Raw genomic sequence first — 26,652 nt, forward strand, 5'->3', positions numbered from 1 at the left:
CTCTGTTGTCGGTGAGGGTCCGGGTGCACCGCGAAGCGCCCCTCAACATGATTTCTTTCCTGTCCGGCGGAGTCGCCGGTGCGGCGTGAGCGCCGCCATCCGGGTCCGGCCGAGGCGTGAGCTACGCGCCGCCCGCCGTCCCCGGCCACACCGCTGCTGGGGTCACCTGATCGCCGCGCCGCTCTGGCCGCTGCACGGCGCGAACCTGGGCACCCTGTTGCGTACGTGCGACGCGGTCGGCGCCTGCCTCGCCGTGCCCCCGTTTCGTTGGGTGGACGAGGCAGTGGCCCGGGGCAACACGCTGCGGCGGCCGGGCTGCGTTCACCGGGTCGGCAGTCCGCTGCGCTGGCTGGCCGCCGAACGGGCCGCCGGCACCCGGGTCCTCGGGGTGGAACTGGCCGACGAGGCCGTCCGGCTCGGTGATCTGCCCGCCGCTCGGGGGCGCACCGTGGTGCTGTTGGGGCACGAGGCGACCGGCATTCCGCCCGAGGCGCTCGACCAGCTGGACGCGGCGGTGGAGATTCCCATGGTCGGCCACGGCCACAGCCTGAACGTCGCGGTCGCCGGCTCGCTGGTCCTCTACAAACTGGCCGGCCTCCTCTAGTGCGGCGCCCGGTCACCGCTGGATCAATGGCGATCAGGCCGGAGAACCGCAAGGTAGGTCCGGACAACGGTCCCGTCGCGTCCGGACCTACCTTGCGAGTCGCTGGTCAGCGAGTGGGGGTCGGGCCACTCGCGATGATGCTCAGTTGGTCAGACCGCCGGGTTGGAGTAGGCCTTGCGCCAGAACGCCGCCTTGGTGCCCGGCCCGGCGATGCCGTCGATGACACCGGTGTAGCCGTTGAACTTCGTATTTTTCCTCCGGATCGGGACACGGGCTGGCCCGGCATCCGCCCCGTCGTGGTCCTGGGCGGGGTCAGCAGGTGCGGGAGTTGTAGGCGGCCCAGTAGGGGCCGCTGCCCTGCGGCGGGTAGAACCGGTAGTTCCCGTCGGGCGAACGCTGTAGGACGAACTGGTGCGAGCCGTACGGGCTCCGGGAACCCGTCGCCCCGTGGTACACCACGTACAGCCACCCGTTCTGGTTGTCGTGCTGCACCAGCTTGTCGCCGGCCTTCGTCCAGCTGTTCCGGCCTGCGGAGCCATCCGCTGAGAGGCCCTTGTCGCGCTGGAAGTTCCTCGTCGCGGCATCGGTCTGGTCGCCGAAGACGCCGTCGACCCCGGAGGAGGGCAGGTAGCCATTCGCCCAGAGAATGGTCTGCCAGAGACAGGCGACGTTCGAGTTGCGGTGCGTGGTGACGTTGGTGACGCCCTCGTCATCGAAGTCGTCAGACACCGCGCCGGTGCCATGGACGAACGCCCGGCCCGTGTAGGAGCCGCTGGCCGCGGCCGGCGTGGCGATGGTGACGTTGATGCCGATGGCCAGTGCCGCGCCGATGGCGGGCATCGCGACTCTCTTGAGGACGCGGCGGGTGGAGCGGTGCGACGACATGTATCTCCTCTGGTCGGGATTCATGAGGGGCAACGGTGCTGGGGCGTTGCGCCAGCCGGCGGTGTCACACCTGGCACGACCAGGCGAGGTGGCTTCGTGCCAGGTGGACAGACGGTCCCGTTTGGCCTCGCGCCACCGTCGTGCAACCAGTCCTGGCGATCGGTGCTCTTGGATGGGGCGGTGAGGACGGTAGAACCGTCCTCACCGCTCCGGGCCCCCCGTGGAGAAGGTACGGTGGGGCCGGTACAACCGCCGTACAACTCACGCACAGCTCATCTACTCGCCCGCGTCATCCGGGTGCTGTAGGCGTGGCGGCACATGGCAGCGCCCACATGTGAGGTGCCTGGTTGCGTTTCGAACTCCTTGGCCCGTTCCGGGTGTACCGCGACGGCCGGTCGGTTCCACTGGGCTCGGTGAAGCAGCGTCTCCTGCTGGCGACCCTGCTGCTGCGCCCGAATGAGGTCGTCGGCACCAACGAGTTGGCCGCGATGCTGTGGGGCGACGAAGAACCGGCGTCGGCCGCCGCGAATTTGCGCACCTATGTGCGCGGGCTGCGGCGGTCGTTGGGCGGTGGGGCGACCTGGGATGGGATAACCGCTGCGGCCGGCGGCTACCTGCTGCGGGTGGGCCCAGACGAACGGGACGTGGACCTGTTCGACGCCGCGGCGGCGCGGGGCCGCGAGGCGCTCGCCGTTTCCGATCTGGACCGGGCCGAGGCCGAACTCTCCGCCGCGGTGCGCCTGTGGCGTGGCGCGCCGCTGTCCGACCTCCCGCTGCGCTCGACACTGGCTCGGCGGGTGGCGCAGTTGGAGGAGCGCCGGCTGCTCGTCGAGGAGGACTACGCCGAGGCGGTGCTGGCCCTCGGCGCGTCGGCCGATGTCGTGCACCGGTTGCGCGGCCTGCTCGACCGGCATCCGCTGCGGCAGCGGGCGTGGGGCCAGCTGATGGTGGGCCTGTACCGCATCGGAGACGTGGCTGGCGCACTGGATGCTTTCCGGCAGGCCCGACAGGCGCTGGCGGAGGAGACCGGCCTCGATCCCGCACCCGAGCTCGTCACGCTGTACGACGACATCCTGCATCACCGCCCGGGCCTGACGGCGCAACCGCCAACCGGGCCGGACCGGCCGGCGCCGGAGACGACAGTGGGACCGCTCATCCAGCGCCCCGAGCAACTGCCGCGTGCGGTGCCGGAATTCGTCGGACGCAGCGTCGAGCTGGCGGGCCTCGACGGGCTTCTGCACGGCGGGGCTGAGGGGCCGACGAGCGGGGCCATCTCTGTGGTGTCCGGCATGGCCGGAGTCGGCAAGACGGCGCTGGCGTTGCACTGGGCGCACCGGGTTGCCGACCGCTTCCCGGACGGCCAGCTCTATGTGAACCTTCGTGGTTACGACGAAGCTGGCGCGGTGTCCCCGCCCGACGCCCTGTCCGGCTTCCTCGAAGCGCTCGGTGTGCCCCACGCCCGGATACCCTCCGACATGGAGGCCCGGACTGGTCTCTACCGCAGCCTGCTGGCCTCCCGTCGGATGCTCCTGGTGCTCGACAACGCTCGCGACTCCGCCCAGGTGCGCGCCCTGCTGCCCGGTGCGGGCCGCTGCATGGTCGTGGTCACCAGCCGTGACCGGCTCGGCGGCCTGATCGCCGCCGAGTGTGCCACGCCGTTGACACTGGACGTGCTGACGGCGGAGGAGTCGAGGAGCCTGCTCGCCAGGCGTCTCGGGGTCAGCCGGCTCGCCTCCGAGTCGGTGGCGGTGGCCGACATCATCGAGGCCGCAGGCCGGCTTCCGCTGGCACTGTCGATAGTGGCGGCGCGTGTCGCGACCCATCCCACGTTCCCGCTCAGCGCGATCGCCGCCGAACTGCACTCGGCCGAGGCGAGGCTGGACGCGTTGGCCGACGGCGACGTCCGGCGCGTCTTCTCGTGGTCGTTCCTGGCCCTGGGGGTGGACGCGGCCCGGCTGTTCACCCTGCTTGGGCTGCATCCGGGCCCGGACCTGACCACCGCCGCGGCCTCGGCGCTCGCCGGTGAGTCGGCTGCGGCCGTTACGCCGATCCTGCGGGAACTGACCCGGCTCCATCTGCTGGCGGAGCACGCGCCCGGCCGGTTCGCCTTCCACGATCTTCTGCGCGCCTACGCGGCCGAGCTCGCACAGTCGTCGGAGCGCGGCGACGAACACGTCGCAGCCCGACATCGCCTGTACGACCACTACCTGCACTCCGCCTATCCGGCCGCCCGGCTACTCCAGCCGCAGTGGCCCCCGATCGAGCCGATGCCGCCGCTGCCCGTACCCGCCAGGCGACCGGTGACCGATCACGACGGCGCGCTCGCCTGGTTCACGGCGGAGCATCGAGTGCTGGTCCGGGTGGTCCGACAGGCCGCCGAGAACGGCTTCGAGACGTATGCCTGGCAGATTGCGTGGGCGCTGACCACCTTCGTGGCGCCGCGCGGCCTCTGGCAGGACCAGCTCGCCATCCAAGAGGTCGCGCTGGGTGCCGCGGAGAAGATCGACGACCTCGCCGGTCAAGCCGTCGCCAACCGGCTGGTCTCCCGCGCGCTGACCCGACTGGGCGACCGCACCACTGCCGAGTACCGGCTCAAGCGCGCGCTTGAGCTGCACGAACGTCTCGGCGACCCGATCGGCCAGGCCCAGACGCTGCACAACTACTGCGAGCTCTGCTACCTGGACGGCCGGCTCGACGAGGCGCTCGAACACGGTCGCGAGGCGCTGCGGCTCTACCGGCTGGTCGGCAATCACGCGGGCGAAGCCCGGACGCTCAACGCGATTGGTTGGCTGCTCGCCAGCACCGGCGACTATGTCCAGGCCATCGCCAGCTGCAGCGAGGCCCTCGACCAGCAACGACGGACCGACGACCGCAACGGTCAGGCCGCGACGCTGGACAGCCTCGGCTTCGCCTACGACCGCCTCGGCGAACGCGACCGCGCGGCCAACTGCTACGAGCAGGCGATCACACTCTTTCGTGACTCCGCGGACCGGTATCACGAGGCGGAGACTCTCATCCGACTCGGGGACACCCGGGAAGGGATGGGTGACCGGAACGCTGCCGCTGCCGCTTGGCGCCTGGCCGCGCGGATCTATGAGGACGTGGGCGACCCCGCAGCCGAGGAGGTCCGCCACCGCCTCGAACGTCTGACGCCCTAGTGCAGGGCCACGGTCAGGCGACGTTGTGGGGGCGGAACTGGACGCTCACCCGGGGGCCCACGGGTCGGGTGGTCTTGGGGATGGCGTGCTCCCAGGTGCGTTGACACGAGCCGCCCATGACGATCAGGTCGCCGTGGCCCACCGGGAAGCGCTGGCTCTCGCCGCCGCCGCCGCGTGGGCGCAACAGCAGCGGTCGGGGTGCTCCGAACGACACGATCGCGACGATCGTGTCGGTGTGCGCCGAGCGACCGATGGTGTCGCCGTGCCAGGCCACGCTGTCGCGCCCGGAGCGGTAGAGGCACATGCCGGCGGTGACGAAGGGCTCGCCCAACTCGGGCGCGTAGTGCTCGGTGAGTGCGGCCCGCGCGGCGGTGAGCACGGGATGGGGGAGTTGCCTCGCGCCGTCGTACCAGCAGAGCAGGCGGGGCACGTCGACCTCGGCGTCATACATGGTGCGCCGCTCGGCACGCCAGGGCACCTCGGTGAGCAGGGTGTCGAGGACGGTGTCGGAGCCGCGCACCCAGCCGGGAAGGTGGTCGACCCAGGCGCCCCGGCTGAGCTGGTGTCGGCGGATCTGGCCGGGCAGCGGCCCCAGCGTTGGCCCGGCGTCGGCCAGGTCGAGCATCGACGGCTGATAGGCGGCCTGCGTCATACGGCCACCCTAGCAGCACTTTAGTACACCCGTGCTAGCGCCGAACGGTGCCGGCCCGCTCCGACCTTGGCCCGCTGCGGTCAGCCGGGGACGGCGGCGGCGCGTACGGCGTCGAACACCGCGTCCACCACGCGCGCCCGGCCCTGCCCGTCGACGGTGGACCAGGCGCGCGCGGCCAGCGTCGCGCGCCGCTGCGGCGAGCTGAGCAGCCCGTGCAGGGTCCGTGCCGCCGTCGCGCGGGCGGCTCGTCCGGCGACGCCACCGGCGGTCAGCTCCGGCAGCTCGCCGAGGCCGGCGACCAGGCCGTGCCGCACCACCCGGGTGTACGACTCACGTTGGTTGTCGACCACGCAGACCAGTGCGCTGGGTGCGCCGAGGCAGCAGAGTTCCCAGGTGGACGTGCCGGCGGCGCTGACCACCAGGTCCGCTTGGGTGATCAGTGCCGGCAGCGAGGTGGTGGGCGGGACCGGCCGGATGGTCTGCCCCCGGCCGGGGGCGACATCGTCGACCTCGGCCTCGATCTCGGGTCGCCCGACGATGACAGTGAGGTCCATCGGGTGACCGGTGGCCACCAGCACCCGGGTCAGGACCGGGGCCGCGCCGACCGCGTCGGTGCCGCCGAAGAAGGCCAGCACCCGGGGGCGGCTGACCGCCGTGGCGGGCGGGACGACCGGCGGCCGGGCGCTGATCACGGTGTCGCGCAGCAGGGCGTACCCGCTCCCGGCGAGCAGCCGGCCGGGCAGTGCCGCCCCGGAACCCGGCCCGGGCAGCTCCGCTCCGAAGTTCTGGTCGAGGTAGAGGTCCGCTACCTGGCCTCGGCTGTCGCCGTCGATGATGGCGAGGGTGTAGACGCCGGCGGCGCGCAGGGCACCGGCCCCGGCCGGGTCCAGTTCGTAGGAGTCGAGGACCAGCACGTCCAGGTCGTGTCGGCGGGCCACCTCGACCAGTTCGGCCGCCGAGTCCGGGCCGGGGAGCAGCGGGATGCCCCGCGCGGCCAGCTCCGAGGTTGCCCAGTCGAGCCGTTCGACGGTGCCGAACACTGTGACGTCGGTGCCCCGGGCGAGGAACTCCTCGGCGAGCGCCAGGCAGCGGACGAGGTGGCCGACGCCGCGCCGTGGCCCGGCGTCGCAGCGCAACCCGACCCTCAGGGTGCTCAGGACTCCTCCAGGTTCTTCTGTCGTACGTCGGCGTTGAGCGCGCGTAGCCGGGGCTGACCGTCGAGCCAGTCGGCGAGCTTGGCCAGCGGCACGCTGACGTCACCGAAGTGGTCAATGATCGCGCTGACCAGCGTCCAGTCCTGCTCGGTGTCGAGGGTGAGCCGCAGCGCGGAGCGGTCCGGCGTGAGCGTCACCCCGAGCACCCGGAACAGCTCCGGATGGGTGTACGCGTACGAGGTCACGTGCACCCGGTGGTGGTCGGTGGCGAGCCGGCCCAGGGTACGCAGCGTCTCCGCTCGGATGATCTCGACGTCCAGCCCTCGGGGCAGGGTCCGGGCGATCGACGTGCTGGCGTAGTCCAGCCCGGGGACCGCCCGGTACACCGACGCGACCAGGGTGATGATCTCCGGGTCGAGCAGAGGGCAGTCGGCGGTGAACCGCATGACGGCGTCCCCCGGGTGCGCCGCGAGGGCACCCAGGAACCGCTCCAGCACGTCGTCGACCGGCCCGCGGTGGCACGGCACGTCGAGCCGCGCGCACTCGGCGGCCACCGCGTCGTCGACCGTGTCGGTGCTGGTGGCGACCACCAGGCCGGCCAGGACGCCGCTGTCGGAGGCGGCGCGTACGACCCGGCCCAGCACGGAGCGTCCGGCGAGCGGGCGGAGCACCTTGCCGGGCAGCCGGGACGAGCCCATCCGCGCCTGAACGATGCCGACGATCCGTGGCCCCGCGTCGTCCGCGGAGACCCCGGGCACCGGTACGCCGGTCACTGCTGCTCCTCCTGCTTGGGGGCCAGCACCGCGGTGGCCCGACGTTTGGCGGCGCGGGCACCCCGCTTGGCCAGGCGGGCCGGGGTGATGGCGAGCCGGCCCACCCGGTAGCTGAGCGACCCGCTGAGCAGGCCGATCGTCGTCTCGGCCCGGCGCAGCGCCCGTTCCCGCGAGGTGAGCAGCTCCTCGGTCCACGCGGTCAGCGCGGCCAACCGGGTGAGTTCCTCGCGCTGGCGCAGCCACGCCTCGCGTAGCTGCTGGTAGCTGTGCCCGCCGACCGGCGGGTCGGTCGGCGCGACGGCGTGCAGCTCGGTGGCGAGGCCGACAGTGCCGTCGGCGTCCAGCCCGTGCAGCGCGGCGGCGATGGCCGCCTCGGCCTCGACCGCCTCGCTGACGGTCGCGCGGTCGAGGTCGTGACCGGCGAGTCCGCCGAGCACCACGGTCAGGCCCGCGACGTCGAGAGTGGACGACCACGGGTGGGCGTACCCGCCGGTGAGCAGGCCCGCGGCGAAGCGCCACAGCCCGCGGGCGAGCACCACGTCGCCGGGCAGCGCGGCGGTGGCCCGCCAGCTGGGGTCGAGCACCGCGTACCGCTCGCCGTCGACCACCACGTTGTCGGTGCCGGCCAGCGCCGCCGCGCCGGCGATCCGGCCGTCGGTGTCGGCCTGGTCGGCGAGCCAGCCCGCGTACCCGCGCAGCAGCGCGCGCAGGGTGGCCAGGTCGCGGCGCAGGGCCGCGTCGAGCAGCAGGGTACGCAGCAGCCGGCCGGACGGCACCGGTCCGGACAGCGCGTCCGCGTCCCGGTACGCGGCCTCGCGGCTGGCGAACGGCGCGACGGCCGGCGTCGTCGCCTCGGTGGTCGGGATGAGCCCCCAGCGCCAACCGGAGGGGCCGTTCAGCACCTCCAGCACGCCGATCCCGGGGCGACCGGTCTGCACGAGAGCCACCGGCAGGTCCCGGTCGACGGTCGGCGTGGTCGGGTCCGTGGGGTCGGCGGGCCGGTGGGCGAGGGTCAGCCAGCCCGGTGCGAGGTCGGCGGCGCGCCCGGCGTGCAGCGCGTCCACAGCGAGCCGGGCCGGGTCCTGGAGCACTGTGGCGCTGGTGAAACCCCCGGCGCAGGCGCCGTGCAGCACCGCGTCGAACAGGCCGGAGCCCGTCTCCCGGTCGAGGTGGTCGGCGTCCAGCAGCGCCGTCGGGGTGCTGACACCGGGGTACGCGGCCCAGCACGCGGCCGGCCGCAGCCCCACGGCGCCGAGGCGCTGGCGCAGTTGGTCCCGGTTGGCGGGGTGGGCCCGGTCCAGCACGCCGCCGATCGCCCAGGCGGAGTCGTCGCGGCGGGCGTACCAGGGGGTGGTGTCGACCAGTCTGTGCAGGCCCAGCGGGTTGTCCAGGCGCAGCAGCAACGCGCCACCCGGTCGCACCGCGGCGACGAGTCGCGCCAGCACAGCGTCCCAGCCGAGCCGGGTGCCCTCCACCGACTCCACCGGGTCCAGCCCGGCGGCGGCGATCACCACGTCGTACGTCTCGTCGTCGGGCAGCCCGGCCGGGCCACCCACCACCACGCGGGCGGCCCGGTGCGCCAGCGCCACCGCGTCCGGGTGGCTGCGCAGCAGGCAGGTGACCTCGGCGTGGGTGAGCTGGTCGAGCAGCGCCGGGTCGTGTGGACCGGCCACCAGGACCCGGGCGCCGGGCGGCACCAACCGGGCGGCCAGCGCGGCGAGCGGCCCCCCGTTGGCCAGCCGTTCCTGCGGCAGGTCCGACCAGGCCAGCATCTCGCCGCCCGGCAGGGTGATCCGGTCGGCGGGTGCCGTCTCAGTCGTCACGGTCTTCCTCTTCCTCCTGGAGGTTCGCCCAACCGAGCAGCTCGCGTAGCTCGGCCGGCGTGCAGCGGTGGTCGGTGCCCAGCTCGGCGCGGGCGATCTCGACAGCGGTGGGCAGGTCGACAGTGGTGCCGTGCAGCTGCGGCCACTGCCGTCGGATCCGAGCGGTGCCGCCGAAGGTGGGGTCCTCGTTGGACAGGATCATCGGGTCGCCGTAGACCGCCGGCTCGCACCCCGCCGCGATGCCGTAGAAGATCGCGCTGGTCAGCCGGTTGGACGCTACCCGGCGGTGACGGCGCAGCTCGGTGAGCTGTCGGTCGAGGAACTCCGGGTCGGTGTCCTTCCACCAGTGCCCCCGGTAGCCGTGGCAGATCACCCGGAACCCGGCGCGCTCGTAGAGCCGGCGCACGTTGCGCATCCGGTACTCGTGCCAGTAGAGGCAGACCGTGACCGGGCCGGGCTCGGTGTCCTGGATGAGGGCGATCAGTTTGCGGTGGTCGCCCTTGACGTGTTGACCCTCCCAGCCGTGGAACGGGTACCAGATGGTGCCCTCCCGCTCCTCGGCCGGTGGTTCCTCGGGTCGCATGGCCAACAGGTAGCTGAACGGCGCGCCGATGACGACCACGTTGCGTCGCCCCACGGACCAGGCCCGGCGGCGGGTCTGCTCCGACCAGAGCAGGCTGGGGGTGCGTTCGGCGTACGGGTGGCCGGGGGCCAGGCCGTCACCGATGTTCCAGCCGTGCTGCACGTACCCGTTGATCCGGGGTGGGTGCCGGTCACCGAGGCCGGCGTACCGGGCCAGCACGTGCGCGTGGCCGTAGAAGTGGTTGGCGTGGTGCATCAGGTTCCCATCAGGCGGCGGAACGCACCGAGCCGACCCGCACCGCGGCGGTCAGCGCATCGATGACGCGGTCCTGGTCGGCGTCGCTGAGCCCCGGGTACAGCGGCAGCGACAGCTGCTGGGCGTAGAACGACTCGGCCACCGGGCAGGACCCGCGCCGGTAACCCAGGTCGGCGAAGGCCGGGTGCCAGTGCACCGGGATGTAGTTGACCTGGACGCCGATGCCGGCGGCCCGCATCCGGTCATACACCTCGCGGCGACGCCCGTCGAGCACCCGGATCGGGTAGAGGTGCCAGGCCGGGTCGGCCCACGACCTGCGGTTCGGCAGCAGTACGCCGTCGAGGTCGGCCAGTGCCTCGTCGTAGCGGGCGACCAGGGCGCTGCGGCGGGCCGTGAACTCGCCGAGTCGACGCAGTTGGCTGCGACCCAGAGCGCAGAGCACGTCCGGCAGCCGGTAGTTCAGCCCGAACTCGTGCACCTCCTGGTGCCAGCCGCCCTCATCCGGGAAACGCAGGTCGCCGCGTTCGCGGACCACGCCGACGCCGCGGAACCGGCGGGCCCGCTTCAGGATCTCCGGGTCCAGCGCCGCGACGGCGCCGCCCTCGGCGGTGGTCAGGTTCTTCGTGGGGAAGAACGAGAACGTGGTCAGGTCGGCGAGGGAACCGACCGGCCGACCGTGGTACGTCCCGCCGATCGAGTGCGCCGCGTCGGCGAGCAGCAGCGCGTCGCTGCCCTCGACCGACGTGCGCAGCGCGTCGTAGTCGGCGGGGTGACCGGCGTAGTCGACAGCGGCGACGACCTTCGTCCGCGAGGTGACCGCGGCGGCGGCCGCCGCCGGGTCGAGGCAGAACGTCTCGTCGTCGACGTCGGCGAACACGATCTTCGCGCCGAGGGCGACCGCGCTGCTGGCGGTCGCCACGAACGTCATCGGCGGGACGACCACCTCGTCGCCCGGCCCCACCCCGGCCGCCGCGTACGCCACATGCAGTGCCGCGGTGCCGTTGGAGACGGCGGCGACACCGACTCCGCCGGTCCACCGGGCGAGGTCGGCCTCGAAGGCGTCGACCTGCGGACCGGTGGTGAGCCAGTCGCCGCGCAGCACGTCGGCGACGGCTGCGACGTCGTCCTCGCTGATCGACTGCCGGCCGTAGGGGAGCATCCCCGTCATCCGTTGATGCCGAGCATGTCGCGCAACTGCTCGACGGTGAGCCACTCGTCGTTGGTGTCCGACTGGTAGGCGAAGCCGTCCGGCACCGGGTCGCAGTCGACCGGTGCCTGGTAGCCCCAGGTGGCGATGGTCGGCTGGACGATGAACCGACCGTCGGCGCGAAGCGTCCGCCGGCTGTCGTCGGGCGCGATCATCTCCTCGTGCAGCTTCTCGCCCGGCCGGATCCCGATCTCGTGGGTGGTGGCGTCCGGGGCCACGGCCTCGACCAGGTCGAGGATGCGCATGCTCGGGATGCGCGGCACGAAAAGCTCGCCACCCTGCATCTGGTCGAACGAGTCCATGACGAACTGCACGGCCTGATCCAGGGTGATCCAGAAGCGGGTCATCCGTTTGTCGGTGATCGGCAGGCTCTTGCCCTCGGCGGCCAGCCGGCGGAACAGCGGGACCACCGAGCCGCGGCTGCCCACCACGTTGCCGTAGCGCACCACAGCGAACCGGGTGGGGTGCTGGGCGGCGTAGTGGTTGGCCGAGACGAACAACTTGTCGCCGACCAGCTTCGTCGCGCCATACAGGTTGATCGGGCTGGACGCCTTGTCGGTGGAGAGCGCGATGACCTTCTTGACGCCGGCCTCGATCGCCGCGTCGACGACGTGCTGCGAGCCGGTGATGTTGGTGGCGATGTACTCCGAGGGGTTGTACTCCGCGGTGTCCACCTGCTTCAGCGCGGCGGCGTGCACCACGTGGTCGACGCCGTGCATGGCCCTGGTGAGGCGGTGCCGGTCCCGGATGTCGCCGATGAACCAGCGCAGCCGCGGGTCGTCGCCGAGTTGCTGGCGCAGCTCGTACTGCTTGAGCTCGTCGCGGGAGAACACCACCACGCGGGCGGGGTCGGCCTCGTTGAGGATGTGCCGGAGGAACGTCCTGCCGAAGGAACCAGTTCCCCCGGTGATCAGAATGGACGATCCATTCAACTCACTCAATGTGGTGCTCCCGTGTTCGTGGATGAACGAGCGGCCCTGGGCCGGCCGACCGGGGTGACACGCTAGCCATGGCGGGTTAACTCCTCGGCGCTCGCGGGTGAACCACAACCTCTGCTCCCGTGAATGCCGAACACCGCGTAGGCGAACACTTCCGACCGTCCCGAATGTGGGCTGACCTGGCCGGAACGGGCCGTTACAGTGACCGCGCGAACGACCCGGCGGCCCGGCGCGCAGCCGGTCCCACGTTCACCCGACATCCACACCGGCTCGATGCGAGCGGGCCACCCCGGACGTCACCGACGCCGGCCGGTGGGCCCGTCGGACCAGCGCGGGCCCGGTCCGGCCGGCAATTCTGGAGGCGTTCATGGCACCCGGTAGTGACGTGATCGAACGGCCGGTGGCGGTGGCCGAGACGCCGAGCGGCCCGCCCTCCCGACGTTGGCTGGTGCCGCTGCTGCTGGTCGTCGGTTGGGTGCTCAGCGTGGCCTGGCGCATGTGGTGGTCCCGGCACGTCGTGCTGCCGATCGCCCACACCGACGAGGACAGCTACCTGAACACCGCCCGCGCGTTGGCCGGCGGTCCGGGGGGCTTCAGCAGCGAGAACGACCTGCTGCGCCGGGTCGGCTACCCGATGCTGATCTCGCCGGCGTTCCTCGGGGACCGGGACTTCACCGACAGCTACCGGATCGTCCAGCTGATCAACGCGATGGTGAACTCGGCACTGCTGCCGCTGGCGTACCTGTTCGGTCGCCGCCTGTTCCAGCTGCGCCGCTCGTACGCGCTGCTCGGCGCGGTCGCGGCGGCGACCCTGCCGGCCACCGCCTTCTACGCGGGCGTCGCCATGATCGACGCGGTGATGGCACCGCTCGTGGTCGCCTGGCTGCTCGCCGTGCACCGGTGGATCACCCGGCCCGGCCCGCTCGCCGCCGCCACCGTGGGCCTGCTCGTCGGCGGGTTCCACCTGTTGCACTCCCGCGGCCTGGTGATCGTGGCCGTGCACGCCGGGCTGGTGCTGCTGCTGTTCGTCCGTCGCCGGATCAGCCCGCCCGTGGTGCTCGCGGCGTTGCTGCCGGTGCTCGCCATGGCGCTCGTCAACGAGGCCGCCATCCGCTACCTCGGCGGCAAGGTCTACCTGCTCGGCAGCACCCCTGGCGGTAGCACGTTCGAGGCGATCGCCTCCGCCCAGGGCGTGGCCCGGGTGAGCGCCGCTGTCACCACCCAGCTCTGGTACCTCGTGGTGATCACGTTCGGAATGGCCGGGGTGGCCTGGGCCGGCGCGGTGCGCGAGCTGTGGCGTCCACGGCACGGCGACGCGGCCCGCTGGACGATGGGCGTGGCGCTGGTGGTGACCGTCGGGGTGGCCGGCGGCGCGTCGGTGATCCTCTCCGGCATCACCGGCAAGCCGCTGGACGCGATCTACGGCCGGTACGTGCAGATGCTGGCGCCGTTCTGGCTGCTGGTCGGGCTGGGGGTGCTGTTCACCGCCGGCTGGCGGGTGGTGCTGCGCCGGGCGGCGGTCGCGGTGGCGCTGCTGGTCGGTGGCGGTGCGCTGATCGCGGCCCGACTCGCGTACGTGGCCAGCCAGGGCCACCAGCTGCGCTACGGCGGGTTCAGCGCGCCGGACCTGGTGGCGTTGACCGGGGGCTGGCGGGAGCTGCGACCGGTGGTCGGGTCGCTGGTCGGCATCGCCGGCTGTGTGCTGCTCGTCGCCGCGGCCCGGGTGCCCCGCCTGCGGCTGCCGATCCTCGGCGCCCTCGTGGTGGTCAACCTCGTCACGATGCAGGTGATCGACCAACGGATCGTGCGACCGGCCGCCGAGAGCACCGCCCCGACGCCCCGGGTGGCCGACGTCGGCGTCCGCCCCGGCGAGCGGGTGTGGGCCTCGACCGGCGTGCACTACGTCCTCCGGTTCAACCTCAGCCATCAGGTGACCTGGACCGACGTCCGGTGGTTCGGCGACAAGCAGCCGCCTGCGGCGGCGCAGGTCGTGTTCGCCCGCTGGGCACCGGGGCAGGTCGATGACTGGGACGGCACGGCGTACGGCTTCGTCCGACTCGGTGGGAACCCGGAACAGCACTGGGCGGCCTGGCGGCGGGCCTGACCCACCCCGCCCCGGTGGACACCGCTATTCGTGAACGGCGGATGTCCACCGGGAGCACTGTCGGTTAATGGTTCCCGTCCATTACGGAAAAGTGTCCGACAATCAGCGCTGGCGGCGGTCGGCCCGAGCCAGGGAAATCGGGATGACGGTGATTTCCCGACCGTCGGACAGCTCCTGTCGTGGGGTGCCCTCGACGAATCGGAAACGCCGGTTCATCTGTCGTACGACTGTATTGTGGCCGAGCACCTCGCCGTCGAGTCGGTCCAGGTGCAGCCCGTCGAAGGCGTACTCGACGGCCTCCCGCATGACACCCAGCCAGGCCGGCAGTGTCTCGCCTCGCCCGTCCAGCCCGTCGGCGTCGAGATAGAAGCCCCACGCGCCGGTTCGGGGGCCGTCCAACCGCAGGTCGAAGAAGGTGACCACACCGCAGGGCCGGTCGTCGCGGACGTACACCAGCACTCGCCGGGACGGGTCGTCGCGGACCGCCGACCACCACCGGGCGTGCTCCTCGGCGGTGATCTCGTGACTGGTCTTGCTGACCTGTCGATTGGTTTCCTGATTACGCCAGGACAACATCAGATGAACGTCGTCCGTCGTCGCTTCGCGCAGCACGTGCGTCTCGCTTTCCTAGCCGTTCATGTCGGGTTCCGGCACCTTACCCGGGCCTACCGGGAAATCAGATAGGCATTCGTTGGGTTGTAGACTGCGGCGCATGAACGAATTGAGTCGCGCGCAGATCCGCGACCTCATGGCTCAGGTCCTGAAGAATCAGGACAAGGAGCTGCCCGCGGACGACGCGGCGCAGTTGCGGGAGATCGGCTTCCGGTCGCTCGACTTCTCCGAACTGGCCCTGCGGGTGGAGGACGAGACGGGGGAGGAGCTCAACTTCGACGCCCCCGGGCTGCGTCGCATCGCCACCGTCGGGGACGTCCTCGACTTCCTCGTCGAGCTTCAACACCAGTGACCGTCGCGACGTCGCGCCACCTGACCCCCGCCAGCCCGGAGCCGGCCGGTGTCGACAACCGGCTCGTCGTCGGTGGCGCCGCGCTGACCTGGCGTTCGCTGCCGACGCCCACCCTGCCCGACCCGGTGGCGGTGCTCGCCCACTCGGCAGTGCACGCGCTCACCGCGGCGCGGCAGCACGCCGTGCACGGCACCGAGCTGCTGCTCAGCACCGCGAGTCGGGTCGACGCGGCGATGCGCACCGAGCTGCTGGCCGCCGGGTTCACCGTCAGCGTCCTCGACGACGACGGCGTGCACCCGAGCGCACCGGCCCGGCCGCGAGCCGCCGAGCCGGGCCGGCTCTGGCTGCTGACCTCTGGCTCCACCGGGCGTCCGAAGCGGGTCGGGCACACCCTCGACACGCTGACCACAGTGCGGGCCGATCAGCCCGACCGCACCTGGCTCTGCCCGTACGCCCCCGGCACGTACGCCTGGTGGCAGGTCGTCACCCTGTCGCTGACCCAGCCGGGCCAGCACCTGGTGGTGGTCGAGCCGGACGAGCTGGACGACTGGCCCACTGTCGCGGCCACCCAAGGGGTGGACGCGGCGTCCGGCACCCCGACCTTCTGGCGGCGCACCCTCTACCGCGACGCCGAAGCGCTGGCCCGGGTGCCGCTGCGTCAGATCACCCTCGGCGGCGAGCCGGTGGACCAGGCGATCCTGGACCAGCTGCGGGAGGTCTTCCCGACGGCCCGGATCTCCTGGATCTACGCGTCCTCCGAGGTGGGGGCGTCCATTGTGGTGCACGACGGGCGGGCCGGGTTCCCGGTCGACTGGCTGGACCGGGAGACCCCGGGCCGGCCGACGCTCTCCGTCCGCGACGACGAGCTGGTGGTCACCTCCCCGTACCACGGGGCCGGTCTCGCCGGCCCGATCCGCACCGGCGACCGGGTGCAGGTGCTCGACGGCCGGGTGCTGATCACCGGCCGACTGGACTCCGACGAGATCAACGTCGGTGGCAGCAAGGTCTCCGCCGGCCTGGTCCGCGGCGTGCTGACCGGGCATCCGGCGGTGGCCTGGGCCCGGGTGACCGGCCGCCGCGCCCCGGTGCTCGGGCGGATGGTGGTCGCCGAGGTGGTCCTCGCCGCTGCCGACCCGTCCGGCGCTGACACCGGTGTGCCGGACGAGGCCGCGCTGGTCCGCTGGTGCGCCGACCGGCTTCCCGAGCACGCGGTGCCACGCCGCATTCGCGTCCTGACCGACATTCCCGTCAAGGAGACCCTGAAGAGCGATGTCTGAGCCAGCCGACACCCAGCTCGTCCCGCCCAGCTCAGTGGTCCTCGTCTCCGGCGGTTCCCGTGGCCTGGGCCTGGCCATCGTCACCGACCTGCTCGACGCGGGCGTACGCGTGGCCGCGTTCGCCCGCACCGTCACCCCGGAGCTGGAGAAGCTCGCCGCCGAGCACCCCGACCGGGTGCACGTCGGCTCGGTGGACGTCACCGACCTGCGCGCCGCGCAGATCTTCGTCCGTGAGGTGGAGCAGCGCCTCGGCCCGATCGACGGCATCGTCAACAACGCCGCCATGGGGCAGGACTCCCTGCACGCACACACCGCCGCCGACGACATCGCCCGGATCATCGAGACCAACCTGACGGCCCCGCTTCAGCTGACCCGGTTGGTGATCCGTCGGATGCTCGCCAAGGGGCTGCGCGGGCGGATCGTCAACATCACCTCGATCTGCGGGCAGCGCGGTTTCCCCGGCCTGGTCGCGTACTCGGCCACCAAGGGCGGCATGGACGCCGCCACCCGCTCGCTCGCCCGCGAACTGGGCGGCCGGATGCTGGTCAACTCGGTCGCGCCCGGATTCTTCGCCTCGGAGATGTCCGCCGTGCTCGGTCCGACCCAGCTCGACCAGATCGTGCGCCGCACCCCGACCGGTCACCTGACCGAGCCGGTGGAGGTCACCCCGGTCGTGCGGATGCTGCTGCGGGAGCACACCAACATCAACGGCCAGGTCATAGTGGTGGACGGTGCCGCCGCCATCTGACCTGCGGGGTGTTCCCCTGCCGGTGCAACCAGCACGGCACGGCGGGGCGGCCGTGCCGCGTCCGGTGCCGGGGTTGCTCGTCGCCGCCGAGCAGCATCTGCGCATCGGGTCGCCGGCCGCGATGGCAGACGCGGTGACCCGCAGTCACCTCGACGATGGACGGTGCGTCGGCTGGTACGGCCCACCGGCGCCCGGCTGGCGGGTGGCCGTCGACGCGGAGCGCGCCGATGCCCCGGTGCCCCCGGCGCTGGCCCGCCGGTTCGGCACGGCGGACTTCTGGGCCCGCTGGACGCGGGCCGAATGCTGGTGCAAGTTGGCCGATGTGTCGGTGGCGGCGTGGTGGCGGCGCCATGGTCTGGGTACGCCGGCCGACGGATCGGCGATCTGGCGGACCCTCTGGGTGGCCGACCTGGTGGTCACCGTCGGCTTCGCCCCGACCCTCCCGCCCCGCGATCTTGCACTTTGTGACGCCGAATCGCGGCTTGCGCGCCTTTCGCCGGAACAGTAACTGCAAGATCGCGGGGCGGGGCGGCTGGGGTTAGATCTGGTCCCAGCTCAGGGGGGTGCCACGCGGGACGTCGGTGGTGAAGGTGCGGCCCAGGACCCGGTCGATCTCCACGGGCGCCAGCCCGCCGGCCGGCCGGATCGAGCGGACGTTGTGCGCGGTCACCGGATCGCCGGCCCGGACGTCCTCGACCACGAAAAGGGACCGGCGGAACCGTAGCCCCTCCCGCTCCGCGGGGGTCGGTCCGATCGCGGTGCCGCCCAGCGCCTCGTACGCGCGGCCGGACTCGGCGACCAGGGCCGTGAGCTCCGCCGGGTTCAGGGAGAAGTCCGAGTCCACGCCGCCGTCGGCCCGGTCCAGCGTCACGTGCTTCTCGATGAAGCAGGCGCCGAGCGCCACCGAGGCGACCGCCACCCCGATGCCGGGGGTGTGGTCGGAGAGCCCGACCGGCACGTCGAACGCGCCGGCCAGCACCGGCAACCGGCGCAGGTTGCTGTCGGCCGGCGGCGCCGGGTAGGACGCGGTGCAGGCCAACAGGACGATGCCCGCCGCGCCGCCGGCCCGGGCGGTGCGTACGGCGGCGTCGATCTCGGCGACCGTCGCCATTCCGGTGGAGATCACCATCGGCTTGCCGGTGCTGGCCACAAGTCGGATCAGCGGCAGGTCGACCAGCTCCGACGAGGCGATCTTGTACGCGGGCGCGCCCAGCGACTCCAGCAGCTCCACGGCGGTCGCGTCGAACGGCGACGAGAAGACGGTCAGGCCCCGCTCGCGGGCCCGCTCGAAGATCGGGGCGTGCCACTCGTACGGGGTGTGCGCGCGTTCGTAGAGGCGGTACAGGTTCTCCCCGCCCCACAGCTCGTGCCCGCTGGAGATCCGAAACGCCGGGGTGTCGACGTCGATGGTGATGGTGTCCGGCCGGTACGTCTGGAGCTTGAGCGCGTGCGCCCCGCTCGCGGCCACCGCGTCGACGATGGCCAGCGCCCGGTTCAGATCGCCGTTGTGGTTGCCGGACATCTCGGCGACCACGAACGGTCGCTCCCCGGCACCGACCGCGTGCGGTCCGATCTTGATTGTCGCCGTCATTCCGACCTCTGCTCAGGTACGCCCGCACCGGGGTGCGGTGGTGCTGTCGTCGTCCACCCGGCGGGCGGACGACCTGGGAAATCAGGGCGTCGGGAGCCGCCCCGGCTCCCGGCGTGCTGCGCGGTGGGGTCGATCACGGCAGCCGGCCGACGGCCAGCGCGTCACGCCGCTCCGGCGCGAGCCCACCGTCGCGCGTCGGCCCGGCGCTCGCCCCTCGCCCCGGGTCCTCGTCGGCGGCGAGCGAACCGCCGTCGGCGCTGACCGCCGGGCCGGGTCGACGCAGGCGACCAGCGACCCGATGGGCCTGGCGCAGCGCCGAGTACGCCACCCAGTCACCCCGCCCGATGAGGCGGTGCTTGAGCCCGGTCACTCCCGGGGGCAGCGGGTAACCGCCGGTGGGCAGGTAGCGACGGTAGTGCGCGGCGGCCCGGTGGAAGAAGTCGCGCCGCAGGTGTGGGTGCAGCCGGCCGTCGTTGCCCACCACCACCAGGTAGTGGCTGATCATCAGCTCGAACAGCTCGGCCTGCAACCGCTCGTCCGGGTGCTTTCGGGCGACCCAGTCCATCAGCCGCTCGTACTGGGCGAAGGCGTCGAAGTGCCGGCCGCTGCGGGTGGAGGTGATGGCGCCCTGGCGGCCCTGGCGGTACAGGTAGCAGACCCGGTCCAGCACGGAGATCTTCTCGGCCCCGATCAGCAGGGGGTGGCTGAAGGGGATGTCCTCGTACCAGCCGGGGAAGAACCGCAGCTCCAACTCGTCCATGAAGTCCCGGCGGACCACCTTGTTCCAGGCGGTGTGCTGCACCCGCAGCAGCTGCGGCTGGTCGGCCAACCGGGTGACGCCGGTGATCCCGCGCAGCAGCGGGCTGCTCGCGTCGACCTCCCGCCTGCCGCCTTCGTGCATCCGCAGGTGATCGAGCATCAGCACGTCGGGCTGGTGCTGGCGCAACCGGTCCAGCACCGCCGCGATCGTGCCCGGCGGCAACCAGTCGTCGCTGTCGACGAACCAGACGTACCGGCCGGTGGCCACGTCGAGCCCGGCGTTGCGGGCCAGCCCCAGACCCACGTTGCTGCTCAGGTGCACGACGCGCACGCCGTCGCGGCTGACCGCGTACGAGCGGAGCATGTCGCCGCAGCCGTCCGGGGAGGCGTCGTCGACGGCGATCAGCTCGACCGCGTCCGACTCGCCCGCCGGGATGTCGGCCCGGATCGACTCGAGGCACTGGTACAGGTACGCCTCGACGCCGTACACGGGCACGACGATGCTCAGCAGCGGTGCGTGCGTCGGCTCATTGACCACGTCCGCCACCTTCGACGACCCGGGTGGCCGGCCCCGGAACCTGACGTTGCCGCCGATGGTGGACTCTCTGAACTCCCGCCCAGCGGAAGGTTAACGCCGGGCGGGTGGGCGTTTTCGGACCCGGGGATCGCGGGCTCGTGGGGCGGGTGGGATGCGTCCGGTTCACCCGGGAGTGACCCGGTAGGGTGCCTCGGTGCGGCCCTGCCGGGTCGTCGTGGGCGTCGCCGTCGCGCCGTCCGACGCCGCGACGAGGAGGCTACGACCGTGCTGGTGACCCTGCCGAGCGCCGGGATCCCGGCATGACGAGCGTCGCCGCGACGTCGGCCGCCCGGCCCGCACCGGCCCCGCCCCGGCTGCCCTCGCTGACCGGGCTGCGTTGGATCGCCGCGCTGCTGGTCTTCGGCTTTCACGCCGGCACCATGCGGATCATCGCCGAGCCGGACTACAAGGCTGTCATCGACGCGCTGTTCACCCTCGGTCTCTCCGGGGTGCAGTTCTTCTTCATCCTCAGTGGGTTCGTGCTGGTCTGGTCGGCCCGGGAGGGGGACTCCCGGCGTACCTTCTGGCGGCGGCGGATCGCCAAGATCTACCCGAACCACCTGGTGCTGTTCGCGGCGACGCTGGTGGTCGCCTGGTGGTTCGCCGACCCGGTCCTGCCGGCGGCGGCGTTGGAGAACCTGCTGTTGTTGCAGGCGTGGGACCCTCGGCCGGGCTGGTTCTACAGCATCAACACCGTCAGCTGGTCGCTGTCCTGCGAGTTCTTCTTCTACCTCTGTTTGCCGCTGGCGCTGCCGCTGCTGCGCCGGGCCCGACCGAAGCTGCTCTGGGCGCTGATCGTCGTGCTGCCGCTGCTGATCCTCGCGCTCTGGCCGGCACAGGAGTTGGTGCCGGAGGTGAGCCGCTGGTGGTTCACCCAGATCTTCCCGCCGGTGCGGTCGCTGGAGTTCTGGCTGGGCGCGGTGGCGGCCGAATTGATGCGCCGGGGGCTCTGGCGTGGTCCCGGGCTGACAGTGGCCAGCGGGATCTTCGTGGTCACCTGGGTGGCGGCCGCGCAGTGGATCCGCGCCGAGCTGTGGACCACGCTGCTCGCGGTCGCGTACCTGTTGGTGATCACCGCGGCCGCGGACGCGGACGTGCGGGGTCGGCGCTCGCCGTGGCGGTCCCGGCCGGTGGTCTGGCTCGGTGAGGTCTCGTTCGCCTTCTACCTGGTGCACGTCCTGGTGATGACGAGCGTGCTGCGCTGGAGCGGGACGTGGGGGATCGGCTTCGCGGGCTGGCGTGGCCCGGCCGTGGTGCTCGGCTTCCTGGCGGCGAACCTGATCCTCGCCGGGCTGCTGCACCGCTTCGTCGAAACCCCGATGATGCGCCGGCTCGCGCCGCGCCGTGCGGCCCGTCCGGCGCCCGTCCCCCGACAACGGGCGGCCGGCGACGATGACGCACGGGACCCCGCAAGCAGCGCCCGTGGCGAGGTCGACGGACCTGCCGACGAGGTCGGTCAGCCCGCCGGTCGATCAACGTACGTCGACCTGCGCTGACAACGTCCACCCTGGTCAACGAGGTCGGCGCGGCGTGCTCCGACACGCCCGTGGTCGGTGCGCCCGGGTCGGCGCGACGGTAGCGTGGGGACGTGCTTCCGGTCGCGTTCACATGTCCGCTGTGGTGGGTGGCGCGCTGGGCGACTCGGGTGCTGACCAGCCTCGCCGTCGTCGCGGCCCTGGCGCTCGGCGCAGGCCCGGCCACGGCCACGGCCACGGCCGCCACGCCAACACCCGGCCCGGTGCCGACGTCGAGCGCGGTGCCAGCCTCGGTCGCCGCCGGGTCGCTGACGGCCTGCTACCGCCACTCCGAGGCACACGGTGCGGCCCGCCCGGCCCCGGCGATACCGCCGGAGGCCGCCGAGGAGTCGGTCCCGACATGGTCGGTCGACACGCCGGTGGCGCTCCCCGGCGATCAGGGCACCATCGCGGCCGGCGTGCTGCCGGTCCGCGCGGCCGAATCTGATCGGCCGTCCCTCGTCGACGCAGCGGGTGGTCGGGCTTCCCGGGCTCCACCCGGGCGCTGAGCCACCGGGACGACCGTCCCGACACCGCGCCCTGTCGACCCACCCGCTCCCTGACCCGCCGATCCGTGGCCCGCCGTGGCCCACTGGTCGGCGCGGCTCCCCATCGCACTGCTCTCTCCCCGAGGTGCCGACCATGGAGACCGTCGTCTTCTACCAGTTCGTGACCGAGATGCCGCGGGCCGCCGCCATCTGGTCGACGCTGTTCCTGCTGACCCTGGGCCTGCTCGCCGTGCTGGCCGCCCGCCCCGAACGGGACCGGCCAACTGACGACCCGCTCCCGGCCGGGCCCACTCCTCGGGAGCTGGCCGCCGCCGAGGCCGTCGACAGGCGCCGCTACGCCGAGGAGGTCGCCGTCGCCGCGGCCGGCGCGGCCACCACCGCCAAGCGACGACGCGCCGCGTGGCTGACCGCTCAGGAGCAGCTGGAGCAAGCCTGGATCGGGTACGACGAGGCGGACTCCGCCGCGCGTCGCTTCGCGGGCGCCGGGGCGCTGCCCACCCCGCAGACCCCGCACACTCCGGCTGAGTACGCCGCCCGGGAACGCTATCTGCACCGGGCGGCGATGGCGGCGTACTGGCGGGGCGACCTGACGATGGCGCAGCTCGGCGACGTGTTCGGGCACCGGCGCGGCTGGGATCCCCGGCGACACCCGGTCGAGCAGGAGGTGCTGATCAGCCGGGTGGTCCGGGATGCGCGGCTGGCCGACTACCAGGTGGCCGCCGACCGTGAGCGGGCCGCCTGGCGCGACGCGGAGTTGGCCGCCGATTCGGCTCGTGCCCTCGCCGAGGAGGCGTACGCCGCGGCGGCCCGGCTACGCCCGACCCTGGTCCCCGCGCGCCGCACGGTGGCCGGGGCGTTGCGTCCCACCGTCGTGGCACGCTGGCGCCCGGCCCGGGCGGGTTGAGCCCAATCCGTGATGTGAGGCCGGTCACCCAATCGGGAAACCGGACGTCCGACGCGATCGGCGGGATTGTTCACGCGATTGTGGCCGCATTGTTTGCGGCCTGTCCGGTTGTCGCCCGCAGGCGTCGCCGTAACCGCTTGTCCCATCGAGTCACATCATCGGCAATACGCGCAGAAATTGTCGCGCCGATTGGGGTTTACGCAGGTGAACCTGGCTTGGCAGGGCGTTGAGACGCCAGTAGTGTCGTGCCGTCCGGTGCGGTAACCGATCGCAAGACGCGACGCCGCATCGACCCGCTTAATCGTGATCAACGAACCGGGGACCCACCAGTAAGTCCGGGGTGAATCCGCGAGCCACGGCCCGCGGTAGGGCGTCTTCCCGCCCGAATCCGTCAGCTAACCCGGTAGGCGGTGTCGGAAGGAGTCCCATCCTCGTGCAGCACCTTTCCACCCCTCGGTTGTTCCCTCGCCTCCACGGCGCGGCGGTGCACCCGCTCATTCGTCGCGTGACGGTGAGCTGACCCCCCGGGTCATCGCCTTCCCCGCCCGGCCGCGCCGGGCGTTCCCCTGAGCGGTTCACCATCCGCGGACCACTGTCCGCGCGCTGGCGCCTGCCCGGATACCGGTCCGGCCCCGGTGTGCCGCTCTCCCCCCGATCCGTGGAGGACCCCGTGAAGCACACCCTGCAGCGTCAGCTCCGCCGCCTCGCCACCGAACGCCCGTACCAGATCGTCGCCGCCTCCGCGGCGGCCCTCGCGATCGCCACCACCACCGGCGCCCTGCTCACCACTGCCGACGACGCCCCGGCCGGCCAGCGCACCGCGACCACTGTCGCCGAGATGCGCAGCGACGTCGCCGCCTCCCGCGGCGAGGCTCGGGACGCGTCCCCCTCGGCCAGCGCCGTGCCGACCACGGCCGCCCCGGCCACCAGCGCCGCGTCGCCCGCCGCCAAGGCCAGCAGCAACCCCGACCTGACCCGGAAGCCGGAGCGGCCGAAGCCGCCCGCGACCAAGGTGCTCGACTACGACTACGAGGCGCAGAACACGTACTACAACTGCGGCCCGGCGGCCACCCGGAACGCACTCAGCGCCGCCGGCATCGACCGCACCCAGCAGGAGCTCGGCGCCGAGCTGGGCACCACCGAGATGGGCACCAACTCGGCCGAGGACACCACGCGGGTGCTCAACGCCGAGGTGAAGGGCTCCCCGTACCGGACCCGGATGTTCCCCGGCGCGCCCAGCCCGGCCCAGATGGACCGCCTCCAGGCCGACGTGGTGAAGGCCATCACCGACGGCCGGGGCGTGGTGGCCAACGTCGTCGGGGACGCCACCGACACCGACGGCGGCTGGCACTCCTACGGCGGCGGGCACTACATCGCCGTGGTGGGCTACAAGGACAACGGTCGCACCGTACGGATCGCCGACTCGGCGAACCCGGCCGACCCGTCGTACTGGATCACCACTATCGACCTGGCCAACTGGATCACCAGCCGGGGCTACTCCGCCTGACCCGGGCACGCTGACCGCCGCGGGCGCCGTCTCCCACAAGGGGCCGGCGCCCGCGGCGTTTGTCAGCGCGGTCCGTCATCGACGGCTCTCGTACCCGGCCGTGAACCGTGGGAGACTGCGGCCGTGGTGGAGAAGACGGGTGGTCACGCCGGCCGCAGGCCGGTCCTGCTGCTGCTGCACGGCATGGGAGCGACCGGGGACGTGTGGTTGCCCTGGGCCCCGTACCTTGAGCAGCACTGGCCCGGGCGGTGGCTGGCACCGGACCTCGCCGGCCACGGCTGGGCGTCGCCGCTGCCGTCGTACTCCTTCGCGGGCTTCGCCCAGCAGGTCGCGCAGGCCCTCGCTCCCGACGACCGGCTCGTCGTGCTCGGGCACTCGCTGGGTGGGGTGGTCGGCCTGGCGCTGGCCGCCCGCGACGCCGGAACGCCGGTGGACGCGGTCGTCGGGCTGGGCATCAAGGCGCTCTGGTCACCCGATGAGCTGACCCGCGCGGCCGAGGTCGCCGCCCGCCCGGTGAGCTGGTTCGCCAGCCGCACCGAGGCGGCTCGCCGCTACCTGCGGGTCTCCGGGCTGGCCGGCCTGGTCCCGCCGGACCACCCCGTGGTGGACGCCGGGCTGCGCCAGGTCGACGGCCGGTGGCGCCTCGCCATGGACCCGACCGCCTTCGCCGTCGGCGAGCCCGACCTGACCGCGCTGCTGGCGGCGACCGACGTGCCGGTGGTGCTGGCGCGCGGGGAGAACGATCCGATGGTCACCGACGAACAGCTCAAGGAGTACGGGGTACCGGTCGCCACGCTGCCCGGTCTCGGGCACAACGCGCACGTGGAGGACCCGGCGGCGGTGCTGGCGCTGCTGGACCCGTACCGCTGAGCGGTCAGGGCGGCCGGCCTCGGCTCGACCGCCCTTATGAAACAGACCCTACGCCGGTGTGGACGCGGTCAGTGTCTCAGCCGGTGCCAGCTCCCGGCGGGCAGCGATCAGGAACGCCTCAGCGTACGACTCGGCCGGGAAGTCACCCAGGTAGCGGCGGCGGGTGGCCCAGCGGGCCTCGGCCAGCGGATCGGTGTCCAGCAGTGCGGTCAGCACCTCGTCCACGTTGGACATGTCCCGGCGCAGCACGTAACCCGACCCGGCCAGCGGGAACCGCTCCACGAACCGGTCGCCCTCGTCGCCCATGTCGGTGACCGCGTACGGCTTGCCGGAGTAGAGGAAGTCCGAGATCACGCCGGACACGTCGGAGACCAGCGCGTCGGCGGTGTTGACGCACTCGGTCAGGCTCAGCTCCCGAGCCGCCGCGCCGACCAGGTGCTGGCGGCCGGTGCGGGCCCGGTCTGCGACGAGCAACTCGGTCAGGCGGCCCACTTGGCGGGCTGATGCCGGGTTCTGCGCGGTGTACGGGTGGGCCCGCAGGATCACCGTCGCGCCGCGCTCCAACAGTCGGCGCAGCAGGCTTTCGGCCACCGGCAGCGAGCAGTAGTCGGCGTCGGCGTGGTGCCCGGTCCAGGTCGGCGTATAGAGCACCGTCGGGTGCGCCAACCCTCTTGCGGGCTCCGGGCGTACCTCGATCGACTCGACCTGTGGGCGACCCACCACCACGAACTTGTCCGCCGGGATCTGCACTCCGGCGCGGGCGTACCGGTCGATCGCCGCCTGCCCGGCCACGAAGATCCGATCGAAGATCCCCGACACCGGGTTGGCGCTCGGCGCCTTGTCGCTGTCGCCGTGGTGCAGCTGGATGTGGGTGAGCTGGGTGAATCGGACGCAGTGGCTGTTCTTCGCACCGTGGTTGACGTAGAACGCCGCCCGCAGGCTCGGCACCAACGCCTCGTCTATCGCCTGCAGGGTGGGGCAGTAGACCACCGGCGCGTCGGTGGCTGCCGCGATCGGTGCCAGGAACTCCGGCTCACGCAGCACGACCAGGAACGGCCGGCCGATCCGTTCCAGGTACGGCAGCCACATGGTGACCTGGTATTCCGAGCCGGGAGGCGCGGAGAAGTAGAGCAGGAACTCCGGCTGGTGCCGGCGCAGCGCGGCGGTAACCGACCCGCCACCGGCCCGCGGCCGGAACCGCCGCCGGGCGAGGTCCAGTGCGACCGCACCGGCGCCCGCGCCGACCAGCAGGCTGGCGGCCAGCGCCACACCGGTCGGCAGGGCGAGCGCGGCGGC

At 72.5% G+C, this 26,652-nt stretch carries 24 protein-coding genes and 1 riboswitch; of the genes, 12 read left to right on the plus strand and 12 right to left on the minus strand.

The window, feature by feature from the left end; translation table 11 throughout:
* Positions 1-85: 85 nt before the first annotated feature.
* A complete protein-coding gene (locus GUI43_RS24480; protein WP_112699877.1) occupies positions 86-604 on the plus strand; it encodes a TrmH family RNA methyltransferase in 519 nt (172 codons plus the stop codon).
* 312 nt (positions 605-916) lie between these two features.
* Here the strand turns inward: GUI43_RS24480 and GUI43_RS24485 are convergent, their stop codons facing one another.
* Positions 917-1,489, minus strand: a complete 573-nt coding sequence (locus tag GUI43_RS24485; protein WP_167457725.1) for a peptidoglycan-binding domain-containing protein — start codon at positions 1,487-1,489, stop codon at positions 917-919.
* Between the two features lie 347 nt (positions 1,490-1,836).
* Here GUI43_RS24485 and GUI43_RS24490 point away from each other — a divergent pair, with 347 nt between their 5' ends.
* Positions 1,837-4,647 (plus strand): AfsR/SARP family transcriptional regulator, encoded by a 2,811-nt coding sequence (locus GUI43_RS24490; RefSeq protein WP_112699878.1) that lies wholly within the window; start codon positions 1,837-1,839, stop codon positions 4,645-4,647.
* A 13-nt stretch (positions 4,648-4,660) separates the two neighbouring features.
* On the opposite strand, the gene GUI43_RS24495 is transcribed toward GUI43_RS24490, so the two are convergent.
* The 7 genes from GUI43_RS24495 to pseB all read right to left on the minus strand — a co-directional run bounded on the left by GUI43_RS24495 (position 4,661) and on the right by pseB (position 12,035).
* A complete protein-coding gene (locus tag GUI43_RS24495; protein ID WP_112601685.1) occupies positions 4,661-5,299 on the minus strand; it encodes an alpha-ketoglutarate-dependent dioxygenase AlkB in 639 nt (212 codons plus the stop codon).
* Between the two features lie 80 nt (positions 5,300-5,379).
* Positions 5,380-6,456, minus strand: coding sequence for a PseG/SpsG family protein (locus GUI43_RS24500; RefSeq protein ID WP_146765951.1), 1,077 nt, complete (start codon positions 6,454-6,456; stop codon positions 5,380-5,382).
* Complete coding sequence (locus GUI43_RS24505; RefSeq protein ID WP_258401854.1) at positions 6,453-7,226, minus strand: cytidylyltransferase domain-containing protein; 774 nt, start codon at positions 7,224-7,226, stop codon at positions 6,453-6,455. Before GUI43_RS24505 ends, GUI43_RS24500 begins: the two co-directional genes overlap by 4 nt.
* The gene (locus GUI43_RS24510) at positions 7,223-9,049 is read right to left on the minus strand and encodes a class I SAM-dependent methyltransferase (protein ID WP_112699880.1); all 1,827 of its coding nucleotides are present in this window, start codon (positions 9,047-9,049) and stop codon (positions 7,223-7,225) included. The genes GUI43_RS24505 and GUI43_RS24510 overlap by 4 nt, the downstream gene beginning before the upstream one ends.
* The gene (locus tag GUI43_RS24515; RefSeq protein WP_112585517.1) at positions 9,039-9,887 is read right to left on the minus strand and encodes a hypothetical protein; all 849 of its coding nucleotides are present in this window, start codon (positions 9,885-9,887) and stop codon (positions 9,039-9,041) included. The genes GUI43_RS24510 and GUI43_RS24515 overlap by 11 nt, the downstream gene beginning before the upstream one ends.
* Positions 9,888-9,897: 10 nt before the next feature.
* Complete coding sequence (locus GUI43_RS24520; RefSeq protein ID WP_112585519.1) at positions 9,898-11,055, minus strand: DegT/DnrJ/EryC1/StrS family aminotransferase; 1,158 nt, start codon at positions 11,053-11,055, stop codon at positions 9,898-9,900.
* Entirely contained in the window at positions 11,052-12,035 is a 984-nt protein-coding gene (pseB, locus tag GUI43_RS24525; protein WP_112585521.1) for a UDP-N-acetylglucosamine 4,6-dehydratase (inverting), read from the minus strand. The genes GUI43_RS24520 and pseB overlap by 4 nt, the downstream gene beginning before the upstream one ends.
* Before the next feature lie 364 nt (positions 12,036-12,399).
* Here pseB and GUI43_RS24530 point away from each other — a divergent pair, with 364 nt between their 5' ends.
* Positions 12,400-14,136, plus strand: a complete 1,737-nt coding sequence (locus GUI43_RS24530) for a glycosyltransferase family protein (RefSeq protein WP_112699881.1) — start codon at positions 12,400-12,402, stop codon at positions 14,134-14,136.
* Positions 14,137-14,238: 102 nt separating this feature from the next.
* Here GUI43_RS24530 and GUI43_RS24535 read toward each other — a convergent pair whose 3' ends face one another.
* Entirely contained in the window at positions 14,239-14,748 is a 510-nt protein-coding gene (locus tag GUI43_RS24535; protein ID WP_091401394.1) for a GNAT family N-acetyltransferase, read from the minus strand.
* A 100-nt stretch (positions 14,749-14,848) separates the two neighbouring features.
* On the opposite strand from GUI43_RS24535, the gene GUI43_RS24540 reads away from it, so the two are divergent.
* Genes GUI43_RS24540 through GUI43_RS24555 form a run of 4 tightly spaced genes read left to right on the plus strand, consistent with a single transcriptional unit; the run spans position 14,849 to position 17,633 of the window.
* A complete protein-coding gene (locus GUI43_RS24540) occupies positions 14,849-15,100 on the plus strand; it encodes an acyl carrier protein (protein WP_091401397.1) in 252 nt (83 codons plus the stop codon).
* Complete coding sequence (locus tag GUI43_RS24545; protein WP_112699882.1) at positions 15,097-16,377, plus strand: AMP-binding protein; 1,281 nt, start codon at positions 15,097-15,099, stop codon at positions 16,375-16,377. Before GUI43_RS24540 ends, GUI43_RS24545 begins: the two co-directional genes overlap by 4 nt.
* The gene (locus GUI43_RS24550) at positions 16,370-17,125 is read left to right on the plus strand and encodes an SDR family NAD(P)-dependent oxidoreductase (RefSeq protein ID WP_112699883.1); all 756 of its coding nucleotides are present in this window, start codon (positions 16,370-16,372) and stop codon (positions 17,123-17,125) included. Before GUI43_RS24545 ends, GUI43_RS24550 begins: the two co-directional genes overlap by 8 nt.
* The gene (locus GUI43_RS24555) at positions 17,109-17,633 is read left to right on the plus strand and encodes a hypothetical protein (RefSeq protein WP_211326755.1); all 525 of its coding nucleotides are present in this window, start codon (positions 17,109-17,111) and stop codon (positions 17,631-17,633) included. Before GUI43_RS24550 ends, GUI43_RS24555 begins: the two co-directional genes overlap by 17 nt.
* A 30-nt stretch (positions 17,634-17,663) precedes the next feature.
* Here the strand turns inward: GUI43_RS24555 and pseI are convergent, their stop codons facing one another.
* Entirely contained in the window at positions 17,664-18,716 is a 1,053-nt protein-coding gene (gene pseI, locus GUI43_RS24560) for a pseudaminic acid synthase (protein ID WP_112585529.1), read from the minus strand.
* A 133-nt stretch (positions 18,717-18,849) separates the two neighbouring features.
* Positions 18,850-20,013 carry a glycosyltransferase family 2 protein gene (locus tag GUI43_RS24565; protein WP_112585645.1) on the minus strand — a complete coding sequence of 388 codons (1,164 nt, stop codon included), beginning with the start codon at positions 20,011-20,013 and terminating at the stop codon, positions 18,850-18,852.
* Positions 20,014-20,312: 299 nt separating this feature from the next.
* Between GUI43_RS24565 and GUI43_RS24570 the strand changes: the two genes are divergently transcribed.
* From GUI43_RS24570 to GUI43_RS24590, 5 genes are all read left to right on the plus strand, one after another.
* The gene (locus GUI43_RS24570; protein ID WP_249037838.1) at positions 20,313-21,548 is read left to right on the plus strand and encodes an acyltransferase family protein; all 1,236 of its coding nucleotides are present in this window, start codon (positions 20,313-20,315) and stop codon (positions 21,546-21,548) included.
* Positions 21,549-21,640: 92 nt separating this feature from the next.
* Positions 21,641-22,075, plus strand: coding sequence for a hypothetical protein (locus tag GUI43_RS24575; protein ID WP_112585531.1), 435 nt, complete (start codon positions 21,641-21,643; stop codon positions 22,073-22,075).
* A gap of 133 nt (positions 22,076-22,208) precedes the next feature.
* Entirely contained in the window at positions 22,209-22,979 is a 771-nt protein-coding gene (locus GUI43_RS24580) for a hypothetical protein (RefSeq protein ID WP_112585533.1), read from the plus strand.
* A gap of 284 nt (positions 22,980-23,263) precedes the next feature.
* Positions 23,264-23,404: riboswitch (cyclic di-AMP (ydaO/yuaA leader) on the plus strand.
* A 233-nt stretch (positions 23,405-23,637) separates the two neighbouring features.
* Positions 23,638-24,486, plus strand: coding sequence for a C39 family peptidase (locus GUI43_RS24585; RefSeq protein ID WP_181541904.1), 849 nt, complete (start codon positions 23,638-23,640; stop codon positions 24,484-24,486).
* Positions 24,487-24,609: 123 nt separating this feature from the next.
* The gene (locus tag GUI43_RS24590; protein WP_112585537.1) at positions 24,610-25,356 is read left to right on the plus strand and encodes an alpha/beta fold hydrolase; all 747 of its coding nucleotides are present in this window, start codon (positions 24,610-24,612) and stop codon (positions 25,354-25,356) included.
* 48 nt (positions 25,357-25,404) lie between these two features.
* Here the strand turns inward: GUI43_RS24590 and GUI43_RS24595 are convergent.
* A partial coding sequence (locus GUI43_RS24595; protein ID WP_112699884.1) for a CDP-glycerol glycerophosphotransferase family protein occupies positions 25,405-26,652 on the minus strand: 1,248 nt, incomplete at its 5' end.

Origin of the sequence: Micromonospora noduli (genome assembly GCF_003264365.1) — a bacterium.
In the GTDB taxonomy this organism is placed as follows: domain Bacteria; phylum Actinomycetota; class Actinomycetes; order Mycobacteriales; family Micromonosporaceae; genus Micromonospora; species Micromonospora noduli.